Consider the following 20,314-nt stretch of genomic DNA (forward strand, 5'->3'; position numbering starts at 1 on the left):
GTGCAAAAAAACTGCTGATTTCTGTATTTTAACCGACCACCCGAATGCCTACTTTTGAACCTATCCTTTCCCGAAATTATCACATTCCGAATGACTCAGTTGCGTGTATTCATCATCGTGCTGACCACGGCGCTCGTCGCTTTTCTCCTGGGATGCGGTCCGGAGAAACCGGCTGAGATTGCCCAACTCGACGATCAGTTGCCGGAGGAGATTGATTACAACCTGCATGTCAAACCGATTTTGTCCGATAAATGCTTCTTTTGCCACGGTCCGGACAAGAAAAGCCAGAAAGCCGGGCTTGAGCTGGCGACGGCGGAAGGTGCCTATGCGGCTTTGAAAAAACACCGGGACAAACACGCCATCGTACCAGGCGACCTGCACGATTCGGAAGTGTACCACCGGCTGATCAGCACGGACGAGGAGATGGTGATGCCACCCAAATCGGCGAATCGCGATCTGACGCCCTACGAAAAGGCGGTTTTGATCAAATGGATCGAACAGGGCGCGGAGTACAAACCGCACTGGGCGTTTATTAAACCGGAGAAAAAAGATCGGCCCGCCGTTAAAAATGAAGCCTGGCCAAAAAATGCCATCGACTATTTTGTCCTGCAAAAACTGGAAAGCAAAGGGCTGAAACCGGCCCCCGAAGCCGACCGTGAAACGCTGCTGCGCCGGGTGACACTCGACCTGACGGGCCTGCCGCCCACGCCCGCCGAAATCGATGCCTTTCTGGCCGATCAACGCCCGAATGCGTACGAAAGCGTGGTCGACCGGTTGCTGAAATCGCCCCATTACGGCGAAAAAATGGCGGTCGACTGGCTCGATGCCGCCCGGTTTGCCGATACGCACGGCTACACCGTCGACCGCTACCGGGCCGTCTGGCCGTACCGCGACTGGGTGATCAATGCCTTCAACCAGAATATGCCGTTCGACCGGTTTGTCACCTGGCAACTGGCGGGAGATTTGCTGCCCAAGCCGACCCGCGAACAACGGCTGGCGACGGCCTTCAACCGGCTGCACGCGCAGAATATGGAGGGCGGCATTGTGAACGAAGAATTTCGGGTGGAGTACGTCGCCGACCGGGCCAACACGCTCGGAACCGCCCTGCTCGGGTTGACGGTTGAGTGCGCCCGCTGCCACGACCACAAATACGACCCGATCAGTCAGAAGGATTATTTCAGCCTGTTCAGCTTTTTCAACAACGTCGACGAAGCCGGGCAAATCTCCTGGGACGACGCCATGCCGGTGCCGACGATGCTCCTCACCGAAACCCGGCACGACAGTTTGCTGGCCTTTATCGACACGAAGCTGAAAAGCACCGAGCAGCAACTGGCCGCGACGACCCAGGCCGAAAAACCGGCTTTTTCGCACTGGCGAACTCAAAACCGCCCGGCGGTTTTTGAGCCGAAAAAAGGCTTGCAGGCCCGGTTTACGTTCGATCAACTGGTCGATAAGCAATTTGTCAGTGCGGTTTCGGCGAAAGACAAAGGGAACGTGGCCGATCCGGTGCTGGCGCCGGGCAAACTCGGGCAGGCGTTTCGCTCGAACGGCGACGATATTCTGAACCTGGGGTCGGTCGGGATTTTTCACCGGGCGCAGCCGTTTTCGGTCGGGGCCTGGGTTAACATTCCGAACGGGTTGCAAAAAGGGGTGATTTTTCACAAAGGGCAGGGCGACATTCTGTTCAATTTCCGGGGCTATTTCCTGAACCTGCGCGACGGCCGGGCCGAACTGCTCATGGCGCACACCTGGCCCTACAACTGCATCACGAAAGTGAGCCGGGCGGTTTTGCCCAAACAACAATGGGTGCATCTGCTGATGACCTACGACGGATCGAGCAAGGCTAGTGGCCTGAAGCTGTACATCGACGGGCGGGAAGCCCCAATGGTGACGGAAAAAGACAATCTGTACAAAGACATTCTGCTGGGCGATGGCAAGAGCCTGGGCGGCAAGCAACCCGGTTTGCAGGTCGGAGCCGATATGCGCGGGGCCGGTTTTAAAAACGGGCTGGTCGATGAACTGCTGGTGTACGAACGCGAACTGACCGCGCCCGAAGCGGCTTTGCTGGCCCAAAAACCGGGTATCATGACGCCCCAGGCGCTCCCTGTTTCCGACGAAACTGCCCTCTTTACGCATTATTTGGCTACTCAGTCGACCCGCTGGCAGCAGCAGCGGGCGCAGTTGACCCAACTCCGCACCGAGCGCAATCGGGTGGTTGACACCATTCCGGAAATGATGGTGATGGACGAACTAAAAACGCCCCGACCGACTTTCCTGCTGAAACGGGGCGTGTACGATGCGCCCGGCGAACGAGTGTCGCCCAACGTTCCGGCGGCTATTCTGCCTTATGATCCGCGCTGGCCGAAAAACCGGCTGGGACTGGCACAGTGGCTCTTTCACCCCGATCATCCGCTCACGGCGCGGGTGATGGTCAACCGGTTTTGGCAGACGTATTTCGGCACCGGTTTGCATAAAAACGCCAACAATTTTGGGAATCAGGGCGGTTTGCCCTCGCATCCCGAACTGCTCGACTGGCTGGCCGTTCAGTTCAGCCAGGAGTTGAAGTGGAACATGAAAGCGTTGCAGCGGCTGATCGTACTGTCGGCCACGTACCGGCAATCGTCGCGCACGACGCCGGAGGTCTTGCAAAAAGACCCGGAAAACGTCTGGCTGGCGCGTGGTCCGGCCTACCGGCTTCCGGCCGAACTGGTCCGGGATCATGCGTTGGCGAGCAGTGGCTTGCTGTCTCCCAAAATCGGTGGGCCGAGCGTAAAACCATATCAGCCGGACGGGCTGTGGGCCGTCAACAACACCACCTACGAGCAGGACCACGGCGAAAGCCTGTACCGCCGGAGCCTGTACACCTTCTGGCGACGCACCAACCCGCCCCCGTCGATGAACACCTTCGATGCGCCCTCACGGAGTTATTGCGTGGTGCAGCGGCAAAAAACGAGTACACCCTTGCAGGCGCTGGTGTTGCTGAACGATCCGCAGTTTGTCGAAGCCGCCCGCCATGTGGCTGAGCGGGTTTGTTCGGAGAAAGAAAACCGGAACGACCGGCTCCGGCAGGCATATCGGCTGTTGACCGCCCGCCAGCCCACGGCCAAAGAACTCGGGATTCTGGCAAAACTTTACGAACAGGAGTACCGGAAATTCAAAGAAAACCCGGCCAAAATGCGCGGCTGGCTGGAAGCAGGGGAGAACGTTTCTCAAACCGTTACCGACTCGCCGGACCTGGTGGCGACGACGGTGGTAGCCAGCACGATTATGAATTCGGACGCTTTTGTAATGAAACGATAAGGAGTATGAAAAACGAACAACAATGGGTCGATGCGCTCAACCGGCGCTCGTTTCTGACGAAAGCGTCGCTCGGCCTGGGCTCCCTCGCCCTGGGAACCTTACTATTCCCTAAACACTTAATTTCCGGCCCCAAGCCCTCTGCCCCGACCCCTCTGCCCCCCGCCGACACCGGGTTGCTGGGTGCTCCGCACTTTGTGCCGAAAGCCAAGCGCGTCGTATATCTGTTCCAGAGCGGGGGGCCGTCGCAGTTGGAGCTATTCGATTACAAACCGACGCTCACCAAAATGCACGGGCAGGATTTGCCGGCTTCGGTGCGGCAGGGCCAGCGGCTGACGAGCATGTCGGCGTTTCAGTCGTCGCTGCCGATGGTCGGGTCGCCGTATCAGTTTGCGCAGCACGGCAAAAGCGGGGCCTGGGTGAGCGAGCTGATGCCGTACACAAGTAAGGTGGTCGACGACCTGTGTTTCGTCAAGTCGATGTACACCGAGCAGATTAACCACGACCCGGCGCTGACGTTTTTCCAGACCGGTAACCAACTGGCGGGTCGGCCGAGCATTGGTTCGTGGGTGAGCTACGGGCTGGGGTCCGAAAACGAAAACCTACCGGCCTTTATCGTGCTGGTGTCCAAAAATGCACCCCAGGATCAGCCGCTTTACGCCCGCTTGTGGGGCAACGGTTTTCTGCCGTCGAAATACCAGGGCGTGCAGTTTCGGTCGGGGGCCGACCCGGTTTTGTACCTGACCGATCCGGAAGGGTACGGAAAAACCGACCGCCGGGACATGCTCGACGCGCTCCGTGACCTGAATCTGGCGCAGGCCGAATGGTCGGGCGATCCCGACGTGAGCAACCGGATTGCGCAGTACGAAATGGCGTTCCGGATGCAGACCTCGGTGCCGGAAGTCAATGATCTGTCCGACGAACCCGACTGGGTGTTCGATCTCTACGGTGCCGACAGCCGGGAGCCGGGGACTTACGCGGCCAACTGCCTGATGGCCCGTCGGTTGCTGGAGCGGGGCGTCAAGTTTGTGCAGTTGTACCACCAGGGTTGGGACCAGCACGGCAATTTGCCGAAAGCACTGGCGGGCCAGTGCAAAGCCACCGATCAGGCGTCGGCGGCTCTGGTGCAGGACTTGAAACAACGCGGGTTGCTCGACGACACGCTGGTGGTCTGGGGCGGTGAGTTTGGCCGGACCAACTACTCGCAGGGCAAACTGACGAAAGATAACTACGGCCGCGATCACCACCCGCGCTGTTTCACGATGTGGATGGCCGGGGGCGGCATCAAACCGGGCATCACCTACGGTGAAACCGACGAGTTCGGCTACAACATCGTCCGGAATCCGGTGCATGTCCACGATTTCCAGGCCACGCTGCTGTATGCCCTCGGCATCGACCACGAAAAGCTGACCTACGAGTTTCAGGGCCGTCGGTTCCGGCTGACCGACGTGGAAGGCAAGCTCGTGAAGGGCATTCTGGCGTGACCGGCGGGGCGGTTTTCGTTCGTAATAACTTGTTTTCGACGGCTTTCTCGGGCTGGTAACCTAATCATTCGGCTTTATTAGTACATTCGCTGAGCCGAATGGGCTTTTGATACCTTCCTGCACAGTTTATGTTAGATCAATACAAACAGCAACATCCGTATCTGGTGGCGCTGGATTCCATTATTTTTGGTTTCGATGGAGAAAGCCTGAAAGTGTTACTCGTAAAACGGGGCGTAGAAGAAAAAACCTGGTCGCTGATGGGCGGCTGGTTGCAACCCGATGAAAGTCTGGAACAAGCCGCAAGCCGCATTCTGTTTGATCTGACCGGACTTACCAACGTCTACCTGGAGCAATTGCACGCCTTTGGCAATCCCGACCGCGACCCCATTGTCCGGACGGTTTCCGTCGCCTATTTTTCGCTCGTCAAGATTGTCGATTACGAATCGAAAATTTCGGGCACTTTTCAGGCACATTGGTTCTCGATCTACGATTTGCCCCCGCTGCTGTTCGACCACGGTGACATGGTGGACCTGGCCATCAAGCGGCTTCGCTACAAAGCCGCCCAGCACCCGATCGGTTTTGAATTGCTGAACGAAAAATTTACCCTTCCCCAGCTTAAAAAGCTCTACGACGCCATCTACAATACCGAGTTTGACAAGCGTAACTTCAGTCGTAAGATCCTGTCAACCAATTTGTTGATCAAGCTGACGGAAAAACAGAAGGGGTTTTCCAAACGGGGCGCTTTTTACTACAAGGTCGATGCCGAGAAATACCATCAGGTGGCTGACTCGTTCCTGAATTTTATCCCCAATTAAGTGTAGCTGGCGGTCCTAATTCCCCGGCATAATCCTATTCTTTTTTAGAAGAAGAAAGTTTTCCTGTAGAAAAATTTTAATTGTCGCATTGACAATTAAAAAAATAAGCGTCAACTTTACAATTAAAATTGAAAAACACATCCATAACATAACCCTTTTACCACGTATGTCAACTGTTGCTTTGGGAGAAACGAAATACTTTAAAGGGATAGAGGCCATTGGCTACGAAGGCCCGAAATCGAAAAATCCGCTGGCGTTCAAATGGTACAACCCCGATCTGGTGGTCGGTGGAAAAACCTTGCGGGAGCAGTTGCGGTTTGCGGTCAGCTACTGGCACACGTTCACCGGTGCGGGTGGTGATCCGTTTGGCCCCGGTACGCGCGTGTTTGCCTGGGATCAGCATCAGGACGCCAATGTCCGGGCCCAAATGCGGATGGACGCGGCTTTTGAATTCATCACCAAACTGGGTGTACCCTACTACTGCTTCCACGACATTGATCTGGTTGAGGAAGGCTCCAGCGTGCAGGAGTACGAAAAACGCCTGCAAACCATTGTTGATTACGCCCGCCAGAAACAGAACGAAACCGGCGTCAAACTCCTGTGGGGCACGGCCAACGTCTTCTCCAACCCGCGTTACATGAACGGAGCCTCCACCAACCCGGATTTTGCAGTGCTGGCCTACGCTGGTACGCAGGTCAAAAACGCCATCGATGCGACCATTGCCCTCGATGGCGAAAATTACGTTTTCTGGGGTGGTCGGGAAGGCTATATGTCGCTGCTGAACACCAACATGAAGCGCGAAATCGAAAACCTGGCGCAATTTCTGACCATCGCCCGCGATTACGCCCGCAAACAGGGCTTTAAAGGGACGTTCTTCATCGAACCCAAACCGATGGAGCCGACTAAACACCAGTATGATTACGATGCAGCTACGGTGATCGGTTTTCTGCGTCAGTACGGGCTGGACAAAGATTTCAAACTAAACATTGAAGTCAACCACGCGACGCTGGCCGGGCACACCTTCGACCACGAATTGCAGGTAGCGGCTGATGCCGACATGCTGGGGAGCATCGACGCCAACCGGGGCGATTACCAGAACGGCTGGGATACCGACCAGTTCCCGATCAATCTCTATGAACTGACCGAAGCGGCCCTGGTGATTTTGCAGGCCGGTGGTATCAAACCGGGCGGGATCAACTTCGATGCGAAAGTACGTCGGCCGTCCACCGATGTGGACGATCTGTTCATCGCCCACATCAGCGGGATGGACGCTTTTGCACGGGCTTTCATCGTGGCCGATACGATGTTGCGCGAATCGGATTACCTCAAATTCCGGGCTGAGCGCTATGCTTCGTATGACGAAGGTCCCGGCAAAGCATTCCGGGAAGGGCAACTGACGCTGGAAGACTTACGCAACTATACCCTCGAAAACGGCGAACCGCAGGTGCGGAGCGGCAAGCAGGAGTGGCTGGAAAGTCTGATCAATCAGTATATCTAATCCTCTGTTCTACCGATTATCTGTTATTGACTCACCCCGACCAGGCCCCGGTCGGGGTGAATCATTTTATACGAATAAGTCTGCTTCGGGTCGGAAGCCGGTTTTTCTTCGATTTTTACCGAATAGCCCTTAAGTTTTACTACGGAACGCTCCCGCAATTCCGGAATCTTTGTCGCAGGTCTAACCAATTACATCCATGAGAACCTGCGAACGACTTTTACTGGTAGCGTGCACGCTTGCCAGCTTATCCACACAAGCCCAGTCCACCGGCGTTCAGCCTAAGTAATCTCATGGAACGCCGGAAATTATTTCTTCGCATTGATCAGATGTTGCAGGGAAGTTTCAGCCTGAACGAGCTGAACCTGCTGTTCATCTTCCAACTCGATTGCCCCGGACTGTACTCCTACGGCATTCCGCAGGCCAACGCCCTGCATCGCCAGTTTCACGACCAAGGCTTAAATGTTCTGGGCTTGTCAACGGCCTACGACAACCCGGCTTTTAACAGCGCCCGGAACACCCGCCTGCTGCTGTTGAACAGGCTGGGCAGTCCGGTGGGGTCTTCATTGTGGGAGCAGGATGCAGGTTTGCAATCCATTGATTTTCCGGTCGGTTTCGATTACCTGGTCAGCCAGGATGCATTTGAGACGGAGTACCTGCCGGAGTTCTGGGATCACCAGCAATGGTCTTTTTGCCAAAACAAAGTTCGCCTGCGGGCCGAAGAGCGACCCGAAATCAGGGCCTTCATCCGGCGTTTTGAGCGCGTGCCGCTGACGTTCCTGTTTAATGTCTTCGTCGGCGTTCCGGGTTGGGTTCTGTTCGACCGGCACCTGAACATCATTCACCGCTGGTATGGGTGTCAACCCCTGCCCGAAACGCAATTGCTGGTGGCGCACTGGCTGGAAACGCAGCCGCAGGCAAAACCGGCTTATCGGCCATCGTCGCCGGTAAGCTGGTGATTGCTCCTTTTTGTTGCTCAGTCCTACCGTTGTGATCCGTTGTTCTGGGTGGACATTGCGACCGTTTTTCTCTGATTCTTACCACATTCCCGTCGATTTTTACCGGAAGCTTCCCGTAACTCCGAACGACCTTTGTCCAGGTTGCCCAACGGCTTTCTACCATCTTTATTCATCCATTCCATCCACAAAAACCAATTCAAACCATGTCGTATGCTCCTAAAATCTCTCCGCTGCTGTTGACGCCCGATAACCATGTGCTGGTGCTGGTCGACTTTGAAAGCCAGATGCTGTTTCCGCTCAAAAGCAGCAATATCGGCGAATTCCGCAATAACGTGGCCATCATCGCCGGAGCCTCCCGAATCTTCAACGTGCCCACTGTGGTGTCGACCGTCGCCGAGGATTCCTTCAGCGGGCCGGTTTTTCCGGAAGTGGAAGAATTTTATCCTAAATCGACTTCCGGTTACATTGATCGCTCCACGATGAACGCCTGGGAAGATGAACGGGCCTATCAGGCCATTGTCGGAACGGGGAAAAACAAACTGGTGCTGGCCGGGTTATGGACGAGCGTCTGCATCCTGGACCCGGCGCTGTCGGCCATCACGGAAGGCTACGAAGTGTACGTCATCACGGATGCCTGCGGAGATGTGTCCATCGAAGCGCACGAGCGGGCCATTCAGCGGATGATTCAGGCCGGGGCCATGCCGATGACGGCCATTCAGTACCTGCTGGAACTGCAACGCGATTGGGCGCGGCAGGAAACCTACGGCCCGGTGACCGACCTGGTCAAAAAATACGGCGGTGCCTACGGGATCGGGATTCAGTACGCCCACCACGCGCTGGTTCACTGAACCGGAAGCGGTTTTCCAAAGCCGGAACGACCGAGGTGAGCTTCCGCTGCACGTCATCAACCTGCTGGTTGCCTGCCTGAGCGGGTTGACGGTTCTGGTCAGCGGCCCCCGCGTCACGGCCCAGCCGTTCCAATTGCTTCGGTACGAGGAAAACTACGCACCGGATACGCTCGCCACAGGCTACCACCGGCTTAAGTTTATCCCACTGTCCCGCGACCGAAAAGTGTACGCTTCGTTGGGCGGAGAAGCCCGGTTGAACTATGCAGTTTTCAACCACGAAGACTGGGATAAAGCCAGCATTGGAATCAACCGGTTTCTCCTGCAACGCTACGTCCTGCACGCTGATCTACATTTGGGCCACCGGTTTCGGCTGTTTGCCCAACTGCGAAGTGCGCTGGAGCAGGGCCGCAAAAACGGCCCGCGCCCGATCGATGAAGACCAGTTAGCCGTTCAGAACCTGTTTGCAGACTTAACGCTGTTCGGAGCCGACCAAAGCCATCTTACCCTTCGGCTGGGGCGGCAGGAACTGAACTACGGAAGCGGACGGCTGATCTCGGTCCGCGAGTTGCCGAATGTCCGGCTTTATTTCACCGGGCCCCGACTTATCTACCAGCGCCGAAAGACCTCGGCAGACGGTTTTCTGATGATGGCCGATACGGTCAAACCCGGCGTGTTCGACAACAGGGCGAGTCGGCAGGCGAATCTCTGGGGCCTGTATGCGCGGTCGGTGGTGGGGAAAAACCGGTGTTGGGAGTACTACTATCTGGGTTTTCGCCAACACGCGATGACCTACGAAACCGGTATTGCCCGCGAAGTCCGCCATACCCTCGGAACACGGTTGGCGAAAACCGGAATTGGGCTGGTCTACAACCTGGAAGCGGCTTACCAGTTCGGGCGGTTCGGCAACAGCCCCATCCGGGCTTGGACGGTTTCAGTGGACCTGGGCTATCAGTTCAGATCGGCAAAACGTCGACCGTTGCTCGGCATCCGGCACGATTACATCAGCGGGGACCGAAACCGGGACGATGGGCGGCTGGAAACGTTCAACCCACTCTATCCGAAAGGCGGTTATTTCGGCTTCGATCCCCAGATTGGCCCCGCCAACCTGATTGACCTGCATCCGTACGGGACCTTGCAGCTCAGTCGTGGCCTTCAGGTACAGGGCGACGCCGTATTCAACTGGCGGTTTTCGTTGCAGGACGGTATTTACCAGCCCAGCGGGGCCTTTAACCAGCCCGGTTCAGGGTCGCGCGAGCGCTACATCGGTACGGCTTATCTGGGCAAACTGAATTACGAATTCAATCCGTTTCTGAGCGCCGATTTCGGGCTGCAATGGTTTCAACCCGGCCCTTTCATCCGCAGCCTCATCCCGGCGGCTACGAATGCCCTGTTCACCAATAGCCGGGTCGTGTTCAGGTTCTAGCAACCACCCGGTTTTTGACGGTATCCTCTTTTGACTGACAACAAGCGATGAAAGCTGATTTGATTTTTTTCAACGGCCTGATCCATACCGTGGATCGGCAAAACCCGCAGGCCACGGCGGTGGCCATCCGCGACGGCAAATTTCTGGCCGTGGGCGACGATGCCACGGTCATCCAGTTCACGTCCGATCAGACAACCTGCATCGATCTGAAAAAGAAGCGGGTCATTCCCGGCCTGAACGATTCGCATACGCACCTGATCCGGGGCGGCCTGAACTACAACCTCGAACTGCGCTGGGATGGCGTTCCGTCGCTGGCCGATGCCCTCCGGATGCTGAAAGAACAGGTGGACCGTACGCCCTCTCCGCAGTGGGTGCGCGTGGTCGGGGGCTGGACCGAGTTTCAGTTTGCCGAACGACGCCTGCCGACGCTCGACGAAATAAACGCCATCGCGCCCGATACGCCGGTTTTTATTCTGCATCTTTACGACCGGGCTTTCCTGAACCGGGCGGCCTTGCGGGCCGTTGGCTATACCCGCGACACCCCGGCCCCGCCCGGTGGCCAGATTCAGAAAGACGCCAGGGGCGAGCCCACCGGCCTGATTCTGGCGACGCCCAATGCCCTGATTCTGTATTCGACCCTGGCGAAAGGCCCCAAACTCTCGTATGAGCATCAGGTCAACTCGACCCGGCATTTCATGAAGGAATTGAACCGCTTCGGCATCACCAGCGTGATCGACGCGGGGGGCGGTTTTCAGAACTTCCCGGACGATTACCGGGTGATTCACGACCTGCACCAAAACGAGCAGCTAACCGTTCGCATCGCCTATAACCTCTTCACGCAGCGGCCCAAACAGGAGTACGAAGATTTTGAACAATGGACAAAAAGCGTTCAACTCCATCAGGGCGATGACCTGTACCGGCATAACGGAGCGGGCGAAATGCTGGTGTTTTCGGCGGCTGACTTTGAGGACTTTGTGCAACCCCGGCCCAACTTGCCCGAAACAATGGAGGCCGAACTGGAACGGGTCATCCGATTGTTGGTCGAGCACCGATGGCCGTTCCGGCTGCACGCGACCTACAACGAAAGCATCACCCGGTTTTTGACTGTTTTTGAAAAAGTAAACCGGGACATTCCGTTCGACGGCCTGCCCTGGATCTTCGATCATGCCGAAACCATCGACGAACGCAACATCGAGCGGGTCAAAGCCCTGGGCGGGGGAATTGCCATCCAGAGTCGCATGGCCTTTCAGGGCGAATACTTCACCGACCGCTACGGGGCCGAAGCCGCCCGGCACACCCCGCCGGTCAAACGGATGCTGGATATGGGCGTTCCGGTAGGCGCCGGATCAGATGCCACGCGGGTTAGCAGCTACAACCCGTGGGTGACCCTGTACTGGTTGTCGGCGGGCAAAACCGTCGGTGGTTTACAGATTTATAACGAAACAACCCGCCTAAGCCGCGAAACGGCGCTTGAACTCTACACGCGGGGCAGCGCCTGGTTTTCGTCGGAACAGGACAAAAAAGGCATGATCAAAACCGGGATGCTGGCCGATCTGGCCGTGCTGGACCGCGACTATTTCAGCGTGGAGGAGGAGGAAATTAAGCAGATTGAAGCCGAATTGACGGTTTTGGGCGGCAGGATTGTGTATGCTAAAGGAGACTTCTCCTCGTTTGCGCCCCCGTCGATTCCGGTGCTGCCCGACTGGTCGCCCACTAAACGCTATAATGGGTATTACTCACCCGCCGGGCAACCGGTTACGCTGACTCCGGTTTCGTCGGCTCCGCAGGCAACGAGTCCTGCCATTCACCAGTGCGTGGGCAGTTGCGGGGTACATGGTCACCAGCATGATCTGGCGCGGAAAAGCACCGTTCCCGTTTCCAATTACACGGCGTTCTGGGGCGCGTTGGGCTGTTCCTGCTTTGCTTTTTAACGAAGCGTATACCGATGAGCGTTATGAATGATCTGATCAAAGCGGTTTTGTATTCGGACGTCGGCAGCGAACTCAACAACTGGGCGTTGCTGGGCTTCCGGGTGCTGCTGGCCGTTGAGTTACTCTGGGTTCACGGGTTAAAAAAGCTTCGGAAAACGAATGGCGTACCGGAATCGATTCCGAACCCGCTGGGCTTGCCGCCTACCCTCAACAACCTGGTTGCGACGGTTTCGGACACCGTCGTTCCGTTTCTGGTCATGGCTGGAGTAGCGACCCGCCTGGTGGTGCTGCCTGTCATTGGGGTGACTGCCATCGGCTACGCCGTGGTCCACCGGCACGACTCGCCCCAGGTCCGGGACATTCCGTTCATGTATACGCTCTGTTTTCTGCTCCTGTTGCTCCTGGGTGCCGGAACCCGCTCCGTCGATCAGTACCTCTGGTCGATTCTCAACCGATCTTACCATTTTTAACCGAACGCACGATGACCCCACACATTGGCATTAAAGAAGAAAATCTTAGCCAGATCGCTCAGTTCCTCAACACGGTTCTGGCGGATGAATTTATTCTGTACGTAAAAACCCGCCGGGCGCACTGGAACGTGGAAAGCCCCGATTTTTACGACAAGCACCGGTTTTTTGAGGCTCAGTATGAACAACTGGACGAAATTCTGGACGATGTAGCCGAACGCGTTCGGATGCTGGGCCATTACGCGCCGTCCACGCTCAAAGAATTTCTGGCGCTGACGCACCTGAGCGAACGCCTGCACGAAAACAACGACGGCCTGGGCTTCATCCGGGAATTGCTGGCCGATCACGAAAGCCTGATCATTCGGTTGCGGGAAAACATCAATCGCTTTGCCGAGGAACTGAAAGACCTCGGAACCAGTGATTTTATCACCGGGTTGATGGAAACGCACGAAAAGATGGCCTGGATGCTGCGGGCGCATCGACGCTGACGGCTATGCAACCCGTTCTCTCCGTCCGGTATGTTAGTTTCCTGCTCACGTTTGTGGCCGGTTTTTGTGATACGGTTACGTTCATTGCTGCCGATGAAGTCTTTTCCGCCCACGTAACCGGCAACTTCATCGTGCTGGCCTACGATCTGGTCAACCGGTCGGAGACCCAGGCCTGGCTGAAACTGCTGACCTTCCCGGTTTTTGTGCTGGCCGTAATGATCGGGCGCTGGATCGACCAGAAACTACCGACGCCCTACGGATTGCTGCGGTTAGAAGGCTTTTTGCTCATTGGCAGCGGCATGCAGGCTTTTATGGCCGACCATTCAACGGACGTTGCCTGGATGCTGCCGCTGATTACGCTACAGATCGTTTTTGCGATGGGGCTGCAAAACACCTTTGGGAAACTGTACAGCCGGGAGACTTACGGACCGTCAACCGTCATGACGGGCAACGTGACGCAGGCAGCCCTGGATAGCATCGACCTGATTTTACAGGTCGATTCGGTGGCCAAACGGGAAAGCCTGAACCGGCAGATCGTGCTGATTCTGGGCTTTTTGGCGGGTTGCCTTCTGGGAGCGTTCGCGGCACAAGGGCTGGGTTTGGGCGTGGTGGTCCTGCCGGGCTTGCTGTTGGTTGGTTTCTTTTTCAGGCCCGTTCTGCTTCGGCCTAACCCTTGATTTCATGATCCAGTTTTTCCCGGATTCGTACCACATTCCCGTCGATTTTTACCGGTAAATCTCTGTACGTCCGGACGACCTTTGTTCTGTTGCTTTTCCACGATTTTTACAAACATACCTGTATGAAAACTTCCAATTCAAGAACCGTCGTGTTCATTACCGGCGCTTTTGTCAGCCATACCTGCTGGGACAATTGGCGGACGTATTTTGAAAGCAAAGGCTTCACGACGCATGCACCGCCCTGGCCTTACAAGGATGCTCCGGCTGCGGAACTCCGGGCGCGTCAGCCAAACGACACCAAGCTGGCCCTGCTGACGTTAGCCGAACTGGTCGACCATTACGTGGACTTCATCACCAAGCTGCCCGAGAAGCCCATCGTCATAGGACATTCCTACGGTGGAATGCTGACACAGATTATGGTAAACCGGGATCTGGCGGCTGCCGGTGTGGCCATTCACTCCATTCCGCCCCTGGGGGTGTTTCCGTACGAATTTTCGTTTTTGAAAGCAGGCTGGAAATCATTGGGCATCTTCACCGATTTGGAAGAAACCTATCTGATGTCGTTCGAAGACTGGCAGTACGCGTTCGTAAACGGCATGCCACTCGACGAGCAGGAAGCCTCCTACGAAACCTACATCATTCCGGAATCGAAAACCGTGGCGAGGGGCGCCCTCACGAATGTGGCCAAAGTGGATTACGCCAAACCGCACGCACCCTTGTTGCTGACGGCGGGGGATCTGGATCACATTACGCCCGCCCACCTCAACATCCGCAATTACCGGGCCTACGAATTTAACGGCTCCGTGCTGGACTACAAGCTTTTTTCGGGCCGTAATCACTATGTCCTGGGGCTTCCAACCTGGCAGGAAGACGCGGATTACATTCTGGACTGGCTCAATACGAAAGTGCTGGTCGACAAGGCCGTCCGGGTTTAAACCGGCTCACGAATTCAAGTTCATTTTTTATCCATAACCACATCTGTACTATGAAACTTTTACTGCTTCTCCTGGTCCTGGCTTGTCCTTTTCTGGCGGTTTCCTGCGACGACCGCCCATCCACAGAGCCCGCCAAGCCGACCTTCGTGTTTGTGCACGGCACCTTTGCCGATGCGTATGCCTGGCACCTGATCAAACCCAAACTCGAAAAAGAAGGCTACGGCGTCGTTGCGTTTAGTTTACCCGCCCACGGTGACGATCAAACGCCCGTTGAGAAAGCCAGCTATGATCTGTACGTCAACACGGTAATCGAGAAAATCAATGCCATTCCGGGCAAGGTCGTTTTGCTGGGCCACAGCATGGGCGGGATGGTGGTGACGGGCGTCGCCGAGAAAATTCCGGCCAAAATTGAGAAGCTGGTCTATTTGTGTGCTTTCCTGCCAAAAAGTGACCAGACCCTGTACGAACTGGCGTCGTCCGATACCGAGAGCCTGATTGGTAAAAACCTGCACCCCGAAGCGGGTGGCGTGACGGCTTCTTTACCCCCGAATGTGCTGGTGCAGGTGTTTGCCGTCGATGCCTCAGCCGAAATTCAGAAGGTCGTGGCCAAAACCCGGCCCGAACCGCTGGCGGTTTTTGGAGCCAAAGTCACGTTGACCGAAGCGAACTTCGGCAAGATCCCCAAATACTACATCAAAACCCTGAAAGACGAGGGGGTTACGCCAGCCCTGCAACAGCGTATGCTGGATGCCTACGCGGGAAAAGTCGTGAAAGTCTTCACGATGAACACGAGCCACAGCCCCTATTGGGCCAAACCCGACGAACTGGTGAGCATTCTCAAGGAGATCAACTGATCCTACCCGGTTTTCAAACCTTGACTCAACATTAGGCCATTTCCCACTTTTTTCAATCTATAGCATGGAACAGGTTATTCCCGCCATCGAACCCATTAATCCGGCCACCGATCCGGCCATTGAAAGCCGCACCAAGGCGTTTTTGAACATGCTCAACCGCGGTGGCGGAAAACCGATGGAGCAACTGAGTCCCGCCGAAGCCCGGCACGTGTTGGAAGGCGCGCAAAAGTCCGTGGAAGTGGATTTGTCCGGCGTCTATTTCGCCCAACAGACCATTCTTCAGGACGGTTTATCGATCGATCTGGACATTGTTCGTCCGGCGGGCGTCACCGGCACTTTGCCCGTTTTTATGTTCTTCCACGGCGGAGGCTGGGTGTTGGGCGACTTCCCGACCCACCAGCGGCTGGTGCGCGATCTAGTCGTGGAGTCGGGTGCCGTGGCGGTTTTTGTCAACTACACCCGCTCGCCGGAAGCCCGGTTTCCGACGGCGCTCAATGAAGCGTATGCCGCCACCAAATGGGTTGCCGAAAATAGTGCTGAACTGAATGTGGATGGTTCCCGGCTGGCCGTGGTCGGCAACAGCGCCGGGGGCAATTTGACGGCTGCCGTGGCCCTGATGGCGAACGAGAAGCAGGGGCCAAAAATCAGCTTGCAGGTGCTGCTTTGGCCCGTTACGGACGCCAACTTCGAGACGGTTTCCTACCAGCAATTCTCGACCGACCGGTTTCTGACCCGCAACATGATGATCTGGTTCTGGGACAATTACACGCCCAATCCGGAAGACCGGCGGTCGTATTACGCAGCGCCTTTGCAGGCAACCGTCGAGCAATTGAAGGGCCTGCCGCCCACGCTGGTTCAGGTGGCGGAGAACGATGTCCTGCGTGATGAAGGTGAAGCCTACGCCCGCAAGCTGGACGAAGCGGGCGTCGCCGTCACGCTGGTGCGCTACCAGGGAATGATTCACGACTGGGGGCTGCTCAACCCGCTGAGCAATGTCCCGGGCACCCGCTCGCACATTACCCAGGCTGCGGCTGAGTTGCGGAAGTTTTTGGCGTAGGGCATGGGGCAGAGGGCAAGGGGTAGAGGGTACTTTATGCACGTCCGGATTTCAACGAATTGTTTATGGAAGCACAGACCAACCGTTACGAAAGACCCGGATCGCGCTATGATGTAGTAGCCGATGTGGCCGGTATCAAAACATTCTTTGTCAATGTCTTTTTTATCGGAAAACCGGGTGTCGGAAATCCCTGGGTGCTGGTGGATGCCGGTCTTCCGGGCTACGCGGGCCGTATCCGGAAAAAAGCCGAAGAACTCTTTGGTGCCGGGACCTGGCCGGATGCCATCGTGCTGACCCACGGGCACATCGACCACGTTGGTTCATTGGCGGATCTGCTGCCTGACTGGCCGGTTCCGGTGTACGCCCATCCGCTGGAATTGCCTTACCTGGAGGGAAAAGCGAGCTATCCACCCCCTGATCCGGGCATTGGCGGTGGGCTGTTTTCGACCATCTCCTGGCTTTACCCGATTGGCCCAACGGATTTTCGGGGGCATGTCCGACCGGTTCCGGCCAATGGCGTGATTCCGGAGTTACCGGGCTGGCAGATCATCCACACACCGGGTCATTCGCCGGGGCACCTGTCGCTCTTCCGGCCCAAAGACCGGACGCTGCTGGCGGGCGACGCCCTGATCACGACCAACCAAAACTCGGGCTTGTCGGTGGCCACCCAACGGCAGGAGTTTCACGGGCCACCGGCCTACTTCACCTGCGATTGGGAAGCGGCCCGCGAATCCGTGCAGCGGCTGGCCGAACTCAGGCCCCAAGCGCTGGGTGCGGGGCATGGTGTCTCTGTGCGCGGCCCTGAGCTGGCCGAAGGTCTGAACCGGCTCGGACAACAGTTTGAGCGCCTGTCCATTCCCTCGCGCGGTCGGTACGTCAAACAACCGGCTATCACCGATGAAGACGGAATCGTCTCGATGCCGTCGCCCACGTCCTATTACCTCCCGCGCGTCGTTGGACTGACGATTCTGGTTGGGCTGGTGGTCGCGTGGTTTTGGGTCGGGGGGCAACGGGCACAGGGTGGGTGATGCGGGGCCGTAATCCGGCGAAAAAACCGGGCGGTTTTTTTAGCACATTCTTCCCGGGCCGGTATGCATGGGTTAACCTGTGTTCAGGAATGAAATAAAAGTGATTAACAAGTTGACTAACAATTGATTATTAAGGTATCTTTAAGAAAAAAGCCGATCCACACCGTACGCAAGTTCCGTAGAGCAGTCCTGTTTCAGGCACTGCTTTACGTGTTGATTAACCGCCTATTTCCGAAAACCGCATTCGAATGAATCTTTTTTTTCGATTGTCAACCTATACCATTCCGTGCTTTCTGTTGCTCATGACCGTCGGCTATCCGCTTAAAGCCGAAGAGCCGGACATGCCGTTGCCTTCCGCTGCGGTGGATAGTTTACAGACGCTCCTTCGACGGAGTCAACCCGACACCAACCGGGTCAACCTGCTGCTGCTCCTGTGCGAACATTACCTCAATGATTTTAAGCACCTTTATGACCATAAGAAGCAGATTGAGCAGTACTTAAAAGAAATAGAGACAATAAATACCGCACTGCACTATGCCGAAGGCCGGGTCCGGCACCTGCATATGAAGGGGCGTTTGCTGGTGATCACCGGCCAGGGACCAGCCGCCAAAATACCGTTCGAGAAGTCCATTGCCCTTTGCCAGAAGATGGGCTACCGACACCTGGAAGCGGAAAACTGGTTGTACTACAGCGCAACGTTCCCGTGGGACGAAGCGGGCTATCCGGGAAAGAATCGATGCCTGCAACGAGCGCGGGTGCTTTACCAGCAGACCCACGACCGGCGGAAAGAAGCATACATTCTTAAATTCAACGCCGATGTGAACCTCTGGGAGGGAAAACCCGCCGAATCGCTGAATAAACTCCTTCAGGCGCTGGCCATTTACCGCTCCATCGGCTACCGGAAGCTGCATTATACGTATGACCTGATGGGTTCGGTGTATCGGTCGATGGGGTTTTACAAAGAAGCCCTTTCCTATGGATTGCTGGCCCTGGATAACGCCAAAGCTTGTGCGGACACAAGTGCCATCGATTACTTTCACTGGAAGTTGGGGGTAAGCTACCTGGATCTTACTCAATTGGACGAATCGAATCAATACTTCCGGATCGGATTGGAGCGGGCCAAGACGCTAAAGAATACCTTTGATGTCTGGCGGGCTACCGGCTACCTCTGTAAAAACCTGATTGCTCAAAACAAACCCGAACAGGCACTGCGTTTTTTCCGGCAGATTCAAAAGGAGTTTCCTCCTGCCGATGATCTTTACAAAGGGATCGCTGGCGAAATCGGAGGGGATTGTTACCTGGCTCTCAGGCAGTATGCGCGGGCGGAGACGTATTACCAGGAAATGCTCCGTGTCCGGGAAAAGTCCGACCAGGCGAATGTCTACCTGGCGCTGGGTAACCTCTACATTGCTACCCGGCAGTATGAACAGGCCCGTGATTTTCTGAATAAAGCCCTCCGCTTTACCTATCAGGTGGGCGAAACCTCGTTGAAAACTGCTCAGGTACATTTGATGATGTTCAAAGTCGATTCGGCACAGGGGAAGTTTCCGATGGCCATTCGCCACTACCAGCGTTACAAGGCTCTGAACGATTCGGTTTTTAATCAGACCAGAAGTCAGCAGATCGCCAGCCTCAATCTTCAGTACAAAACCGCTAAGAAAGAGCAGGAAATCAAGTTGTTGCAGAAAGATAAAAGCCTGAGCCAGGCCCGGATCAGGAGCGCTCAAACCACGCGCAATGTGACGGTTGCGGGAGCCGTTTTGCTGGCGGGGCTGCTGGGAATGATCTACAACCGGTACCGGCTGAAACAGCGCAGCAACCAGCAACTCGAAGCCAAGCAACTCCTGATCGACCAGAAAAACGAATCCCTGCAACAACTGCTGGAAGAGCGGGAATGGATGCTTAAGGAGATTCACCACCGGGTCAAGAACAACCTGCAGGTCATCTCCAGCATGCTCAACGCCCAGTTTGACTTTCTGAAAGATTCCACTGCGCTTTCGGCCATCCGCGAGAGCCAGAACCGGGTACAGGTCATGGCCCTGATCCACCAGAAGCTGTACCAGTCGGACAACCTGGCCCGGATCGACATGCAGCAATACATTCACGAGATTGTCGATTACCTGATTGAATCCTTCGACCGGGAGCATACGGTGCGTACCCGGTGCGAGATTGCTCCCCTGGAACTGGATGTCTCGCTGGCGACGCCACTGGGGTTGATCATCAACGAAGCGGTGACCAATTCGCTCAAGTATGCCTTCCCGGAAAACCGTCCGGGCACGGTGGCCGTGCGGCTGAGCAGCGGGGAAGGGCAACGCTATCAGTTGGTCATCAGCGACGATGGGGTTGGCCTGCCCGCCGGTTTTGATGCCACGCGCAGTAACACGCTGGGTTTGACGATGATTCGGGGGCTGAGCAAACAGATTCGGGGGACGCTGGACATCACCCAGTGCAATGGCTTGGAAATCAGCCTGCAATTTGATTTAGTGAAAAAAACGGCTAAAACCGCTCAGCAATCCGCTCACATTTAGCCTTGACGATGTTTTACGCTAACTTGTC

16 protein-coding genes are annotated in these 20,314 nt (G+C 56.0%); all 16 read left to right on the forward strand.

Annotation, left to right across the window (positions count from 1 at the left end):
* Window positions 1-90 precede the first annotated feature (90 nt).
* Window positions 91-3,300 carry a DUF1553 domain-containing protein gene (locus ACO2Q8_RS12510; RefSeq protein ID WP_423345151.1) on the forward strand — a complete coding sequence of 1,070 codons (3,210 nt, stop codon included), beginning with the start codon at window positions 91-93 and terminating at the stop codon, window positions 3,298-3,300.
* A 5-nt stretch (window positions 3,301-3,305) separates the two neighbouring features.
* Window positions 3,306-4,781 carry a DUF1501 domain-containing protein gene (locus ACO2Q8_RS12515; protein ID WP_423345152.1) on the forward strand — a complete coding sequence of 492 codons (1,476 nt, stop codon included), beginning with the start codon at window positions 3,306-3,308 and terminating at the stop codon, window positions 4,779-4,781.
* Between the two features lie 128 nt (window positions 4,782-4,909).
* The gene (locus ACO2Q8_RS12520) at window positions 4,910-5,596 is read left to right on the forward strand and encodes an NUDIX hydrolase (protein ID WP_423345153.1); all 687 of its coding nucleotides are present in this window, start codon (window positions 4,910-4,912) and stop codon (window positions 5,594-5,596) included.
* 166 nt (window positions 5,597-5,762) lie between these two features.
* Window positions 5,763-7,094, forward strand: a complete 1,332-nt coding sequence (gene xylA, locus ACO2Q8_RS12525; RefSeq protein ID WP_423345154.1) for a xylose isomerase — start codon at window positions 5,763-5,765, stop codon at window positions 7,092-7,094.
* Window positions 7,095-7,384: 290 nt separating this feature from the next.
* Window positions 7,385-8,050: a hypothetical protein gene (locus ACO2Q8_RS12530; RefSeq protein WP_423345155.1), complete on the forward strand. Its 666-nt coding sequence runs from the start codon at window positions 7,385-7,387 to the stop codon at window positions 8,048-8,050.
* Between the two features lie 203 nt (window positions 8,051-8,253).
* Window positions 8,254-8,898 carry a hydrolase gene (locus tag ACO2Q8_RS12535; RefSeq protein ID WP_423345156.1) on the forward strand — a complete coding sequence of 215 codons (645 nt, stop codon included), beginning with the start codon at window positions 8,254-8,256 and terminating at the stop codon, window positions 8,896-8,898.
* Complete coding sequence (locus tag ACO2Q8_RS12540) at window positions 8,849-10,321, forward strand: alginate export family protein (protein ID WP_423345157.1); 1,473 nt, start codon at window positions 8,849-8,851, stop codon at window positions 10,319-10,321. The genes ACO2Q8_RS12535 and ACO2Q8_RS12540 overlap by 50 nt, the downstream gene beginning before the upstream one ends.
* Window positions 10,322-10,368: 47 nt before the next feature.
* Window positions 10,369-12,252: an amidohydrolase gene (locus ACO2Q8_RS12545; protein WP_423345158.1), complete on the forward strand. Its 1,884-nt coding sequence runs from the start codon at window positions 10,369-10,371 to the stop codon at window positions 12,250-12,252.
* A 23-nt stretch (window positions 12,253-12,275) separates the two neighbouring features.
* Window positions 12,276-12,722: a DoxX family protein gene (locus tag ACO2Q8_RS12550; protein WP_423345159.1), complete on the forward strand. Its 447-nt coding sequence runs from the start codon at window positions 12,276-12,278 to the stop codon at window positions 12,720-12,722.
* A gap of 11 nt (window positions 12,723-12,733) precedes the next feature.
* Entirely contained in the window at window positions 12,734-13,207 is a 474-nt protein-coding gene (locus tag ACO2Q8_RS12555) for a Dps family protein (protein WP_423345160.1), read from the forward strand.
* Between the two features lie 5 nt (window positions 13,208-13,212).
* Window positions 13,213-13,884, forward strand: coding sequence for a YoaK family protein (locus ACO2Q8_RS12560; RefSeq protein ID WP_423345161.1), 672 nt, complete (start codon window positions 13,213-13,215; stop codon window positions 13,882-13,884).
* 122 nt (window positions 13,885-14,006) lie between these two features.
* Window positions 14,007-14,819, forward strand: a complete 813-nt coding sequence (locus tag ACO2Q8_RS12565) for an alpha/beta hydrolase (RefSeq protein WP_423345162.1) — start codon at window positions 14,007-14,009, stop codon at window positions 14,817-14,819.
* 50 nt (window positions 14,820-14,869) lie between these two features.
* A complete protein-coding gene (locus tag ACO2Q8_RS12570) occupies window positions 14,870-15,673 on the forward strand; it encodes an alpha/beta fold hydrolase (RefSeq protein WP_423345163.1) in 804 nt (267 codons plus the stop codon).
* Between the two features lie 64 nt (window positions 15,674-15,737).
* Window positions 15,738-16,730, forward strand: a complete 993-nt coding sequence (locus tag ACO2Q8_RS12575; protein WP_423345164.1) for an alpha/beta hydrolase — start codon at window positions 15,738-15,740, stop codon at window positions 16,728-16,730.
* Between the two features lie 65 nt (window positions 16,731-16,795).
* The gene (locus ACO2Q8_RS12580; RefSeq protein ID WP_423345165.1) at window positions 16,796-17,758 is read left to right on the forward strand and encodes an MBL fold metallo-hydrolase; all 963 of its coding nucleotides are present in this window, start codon (window positions 16,796-16,798) and stop codon (window positions 17,756-17,758) included.
* 248 nt (window positions 17,759-18,006) lie between these two features.
* On the forward strand, window positions 18,007-20,286 hold the full coding sequence (locus ACO2Q8_RS12585; RefSeq protein ID WP_423345166.1) for a tetratricopeptide repeat-containing sensor histidine kinase: 2,280 nt from the start codon (window positions 18,007-18,009) through the stop codon (window positions 20,284-20,286).
* The last annotated feature ends 28 nt before the right edge of the window (window positions 20,287-20,314 follow it).

This window comes from Larkinella sp. VNQ87, from assembly GCF_049445795.1.
Taxonomy (GTDB): Bacteria; Bacteroidota; Bacteroidia; order Cytophagales; family Spirosomataceae; genus Larkinella.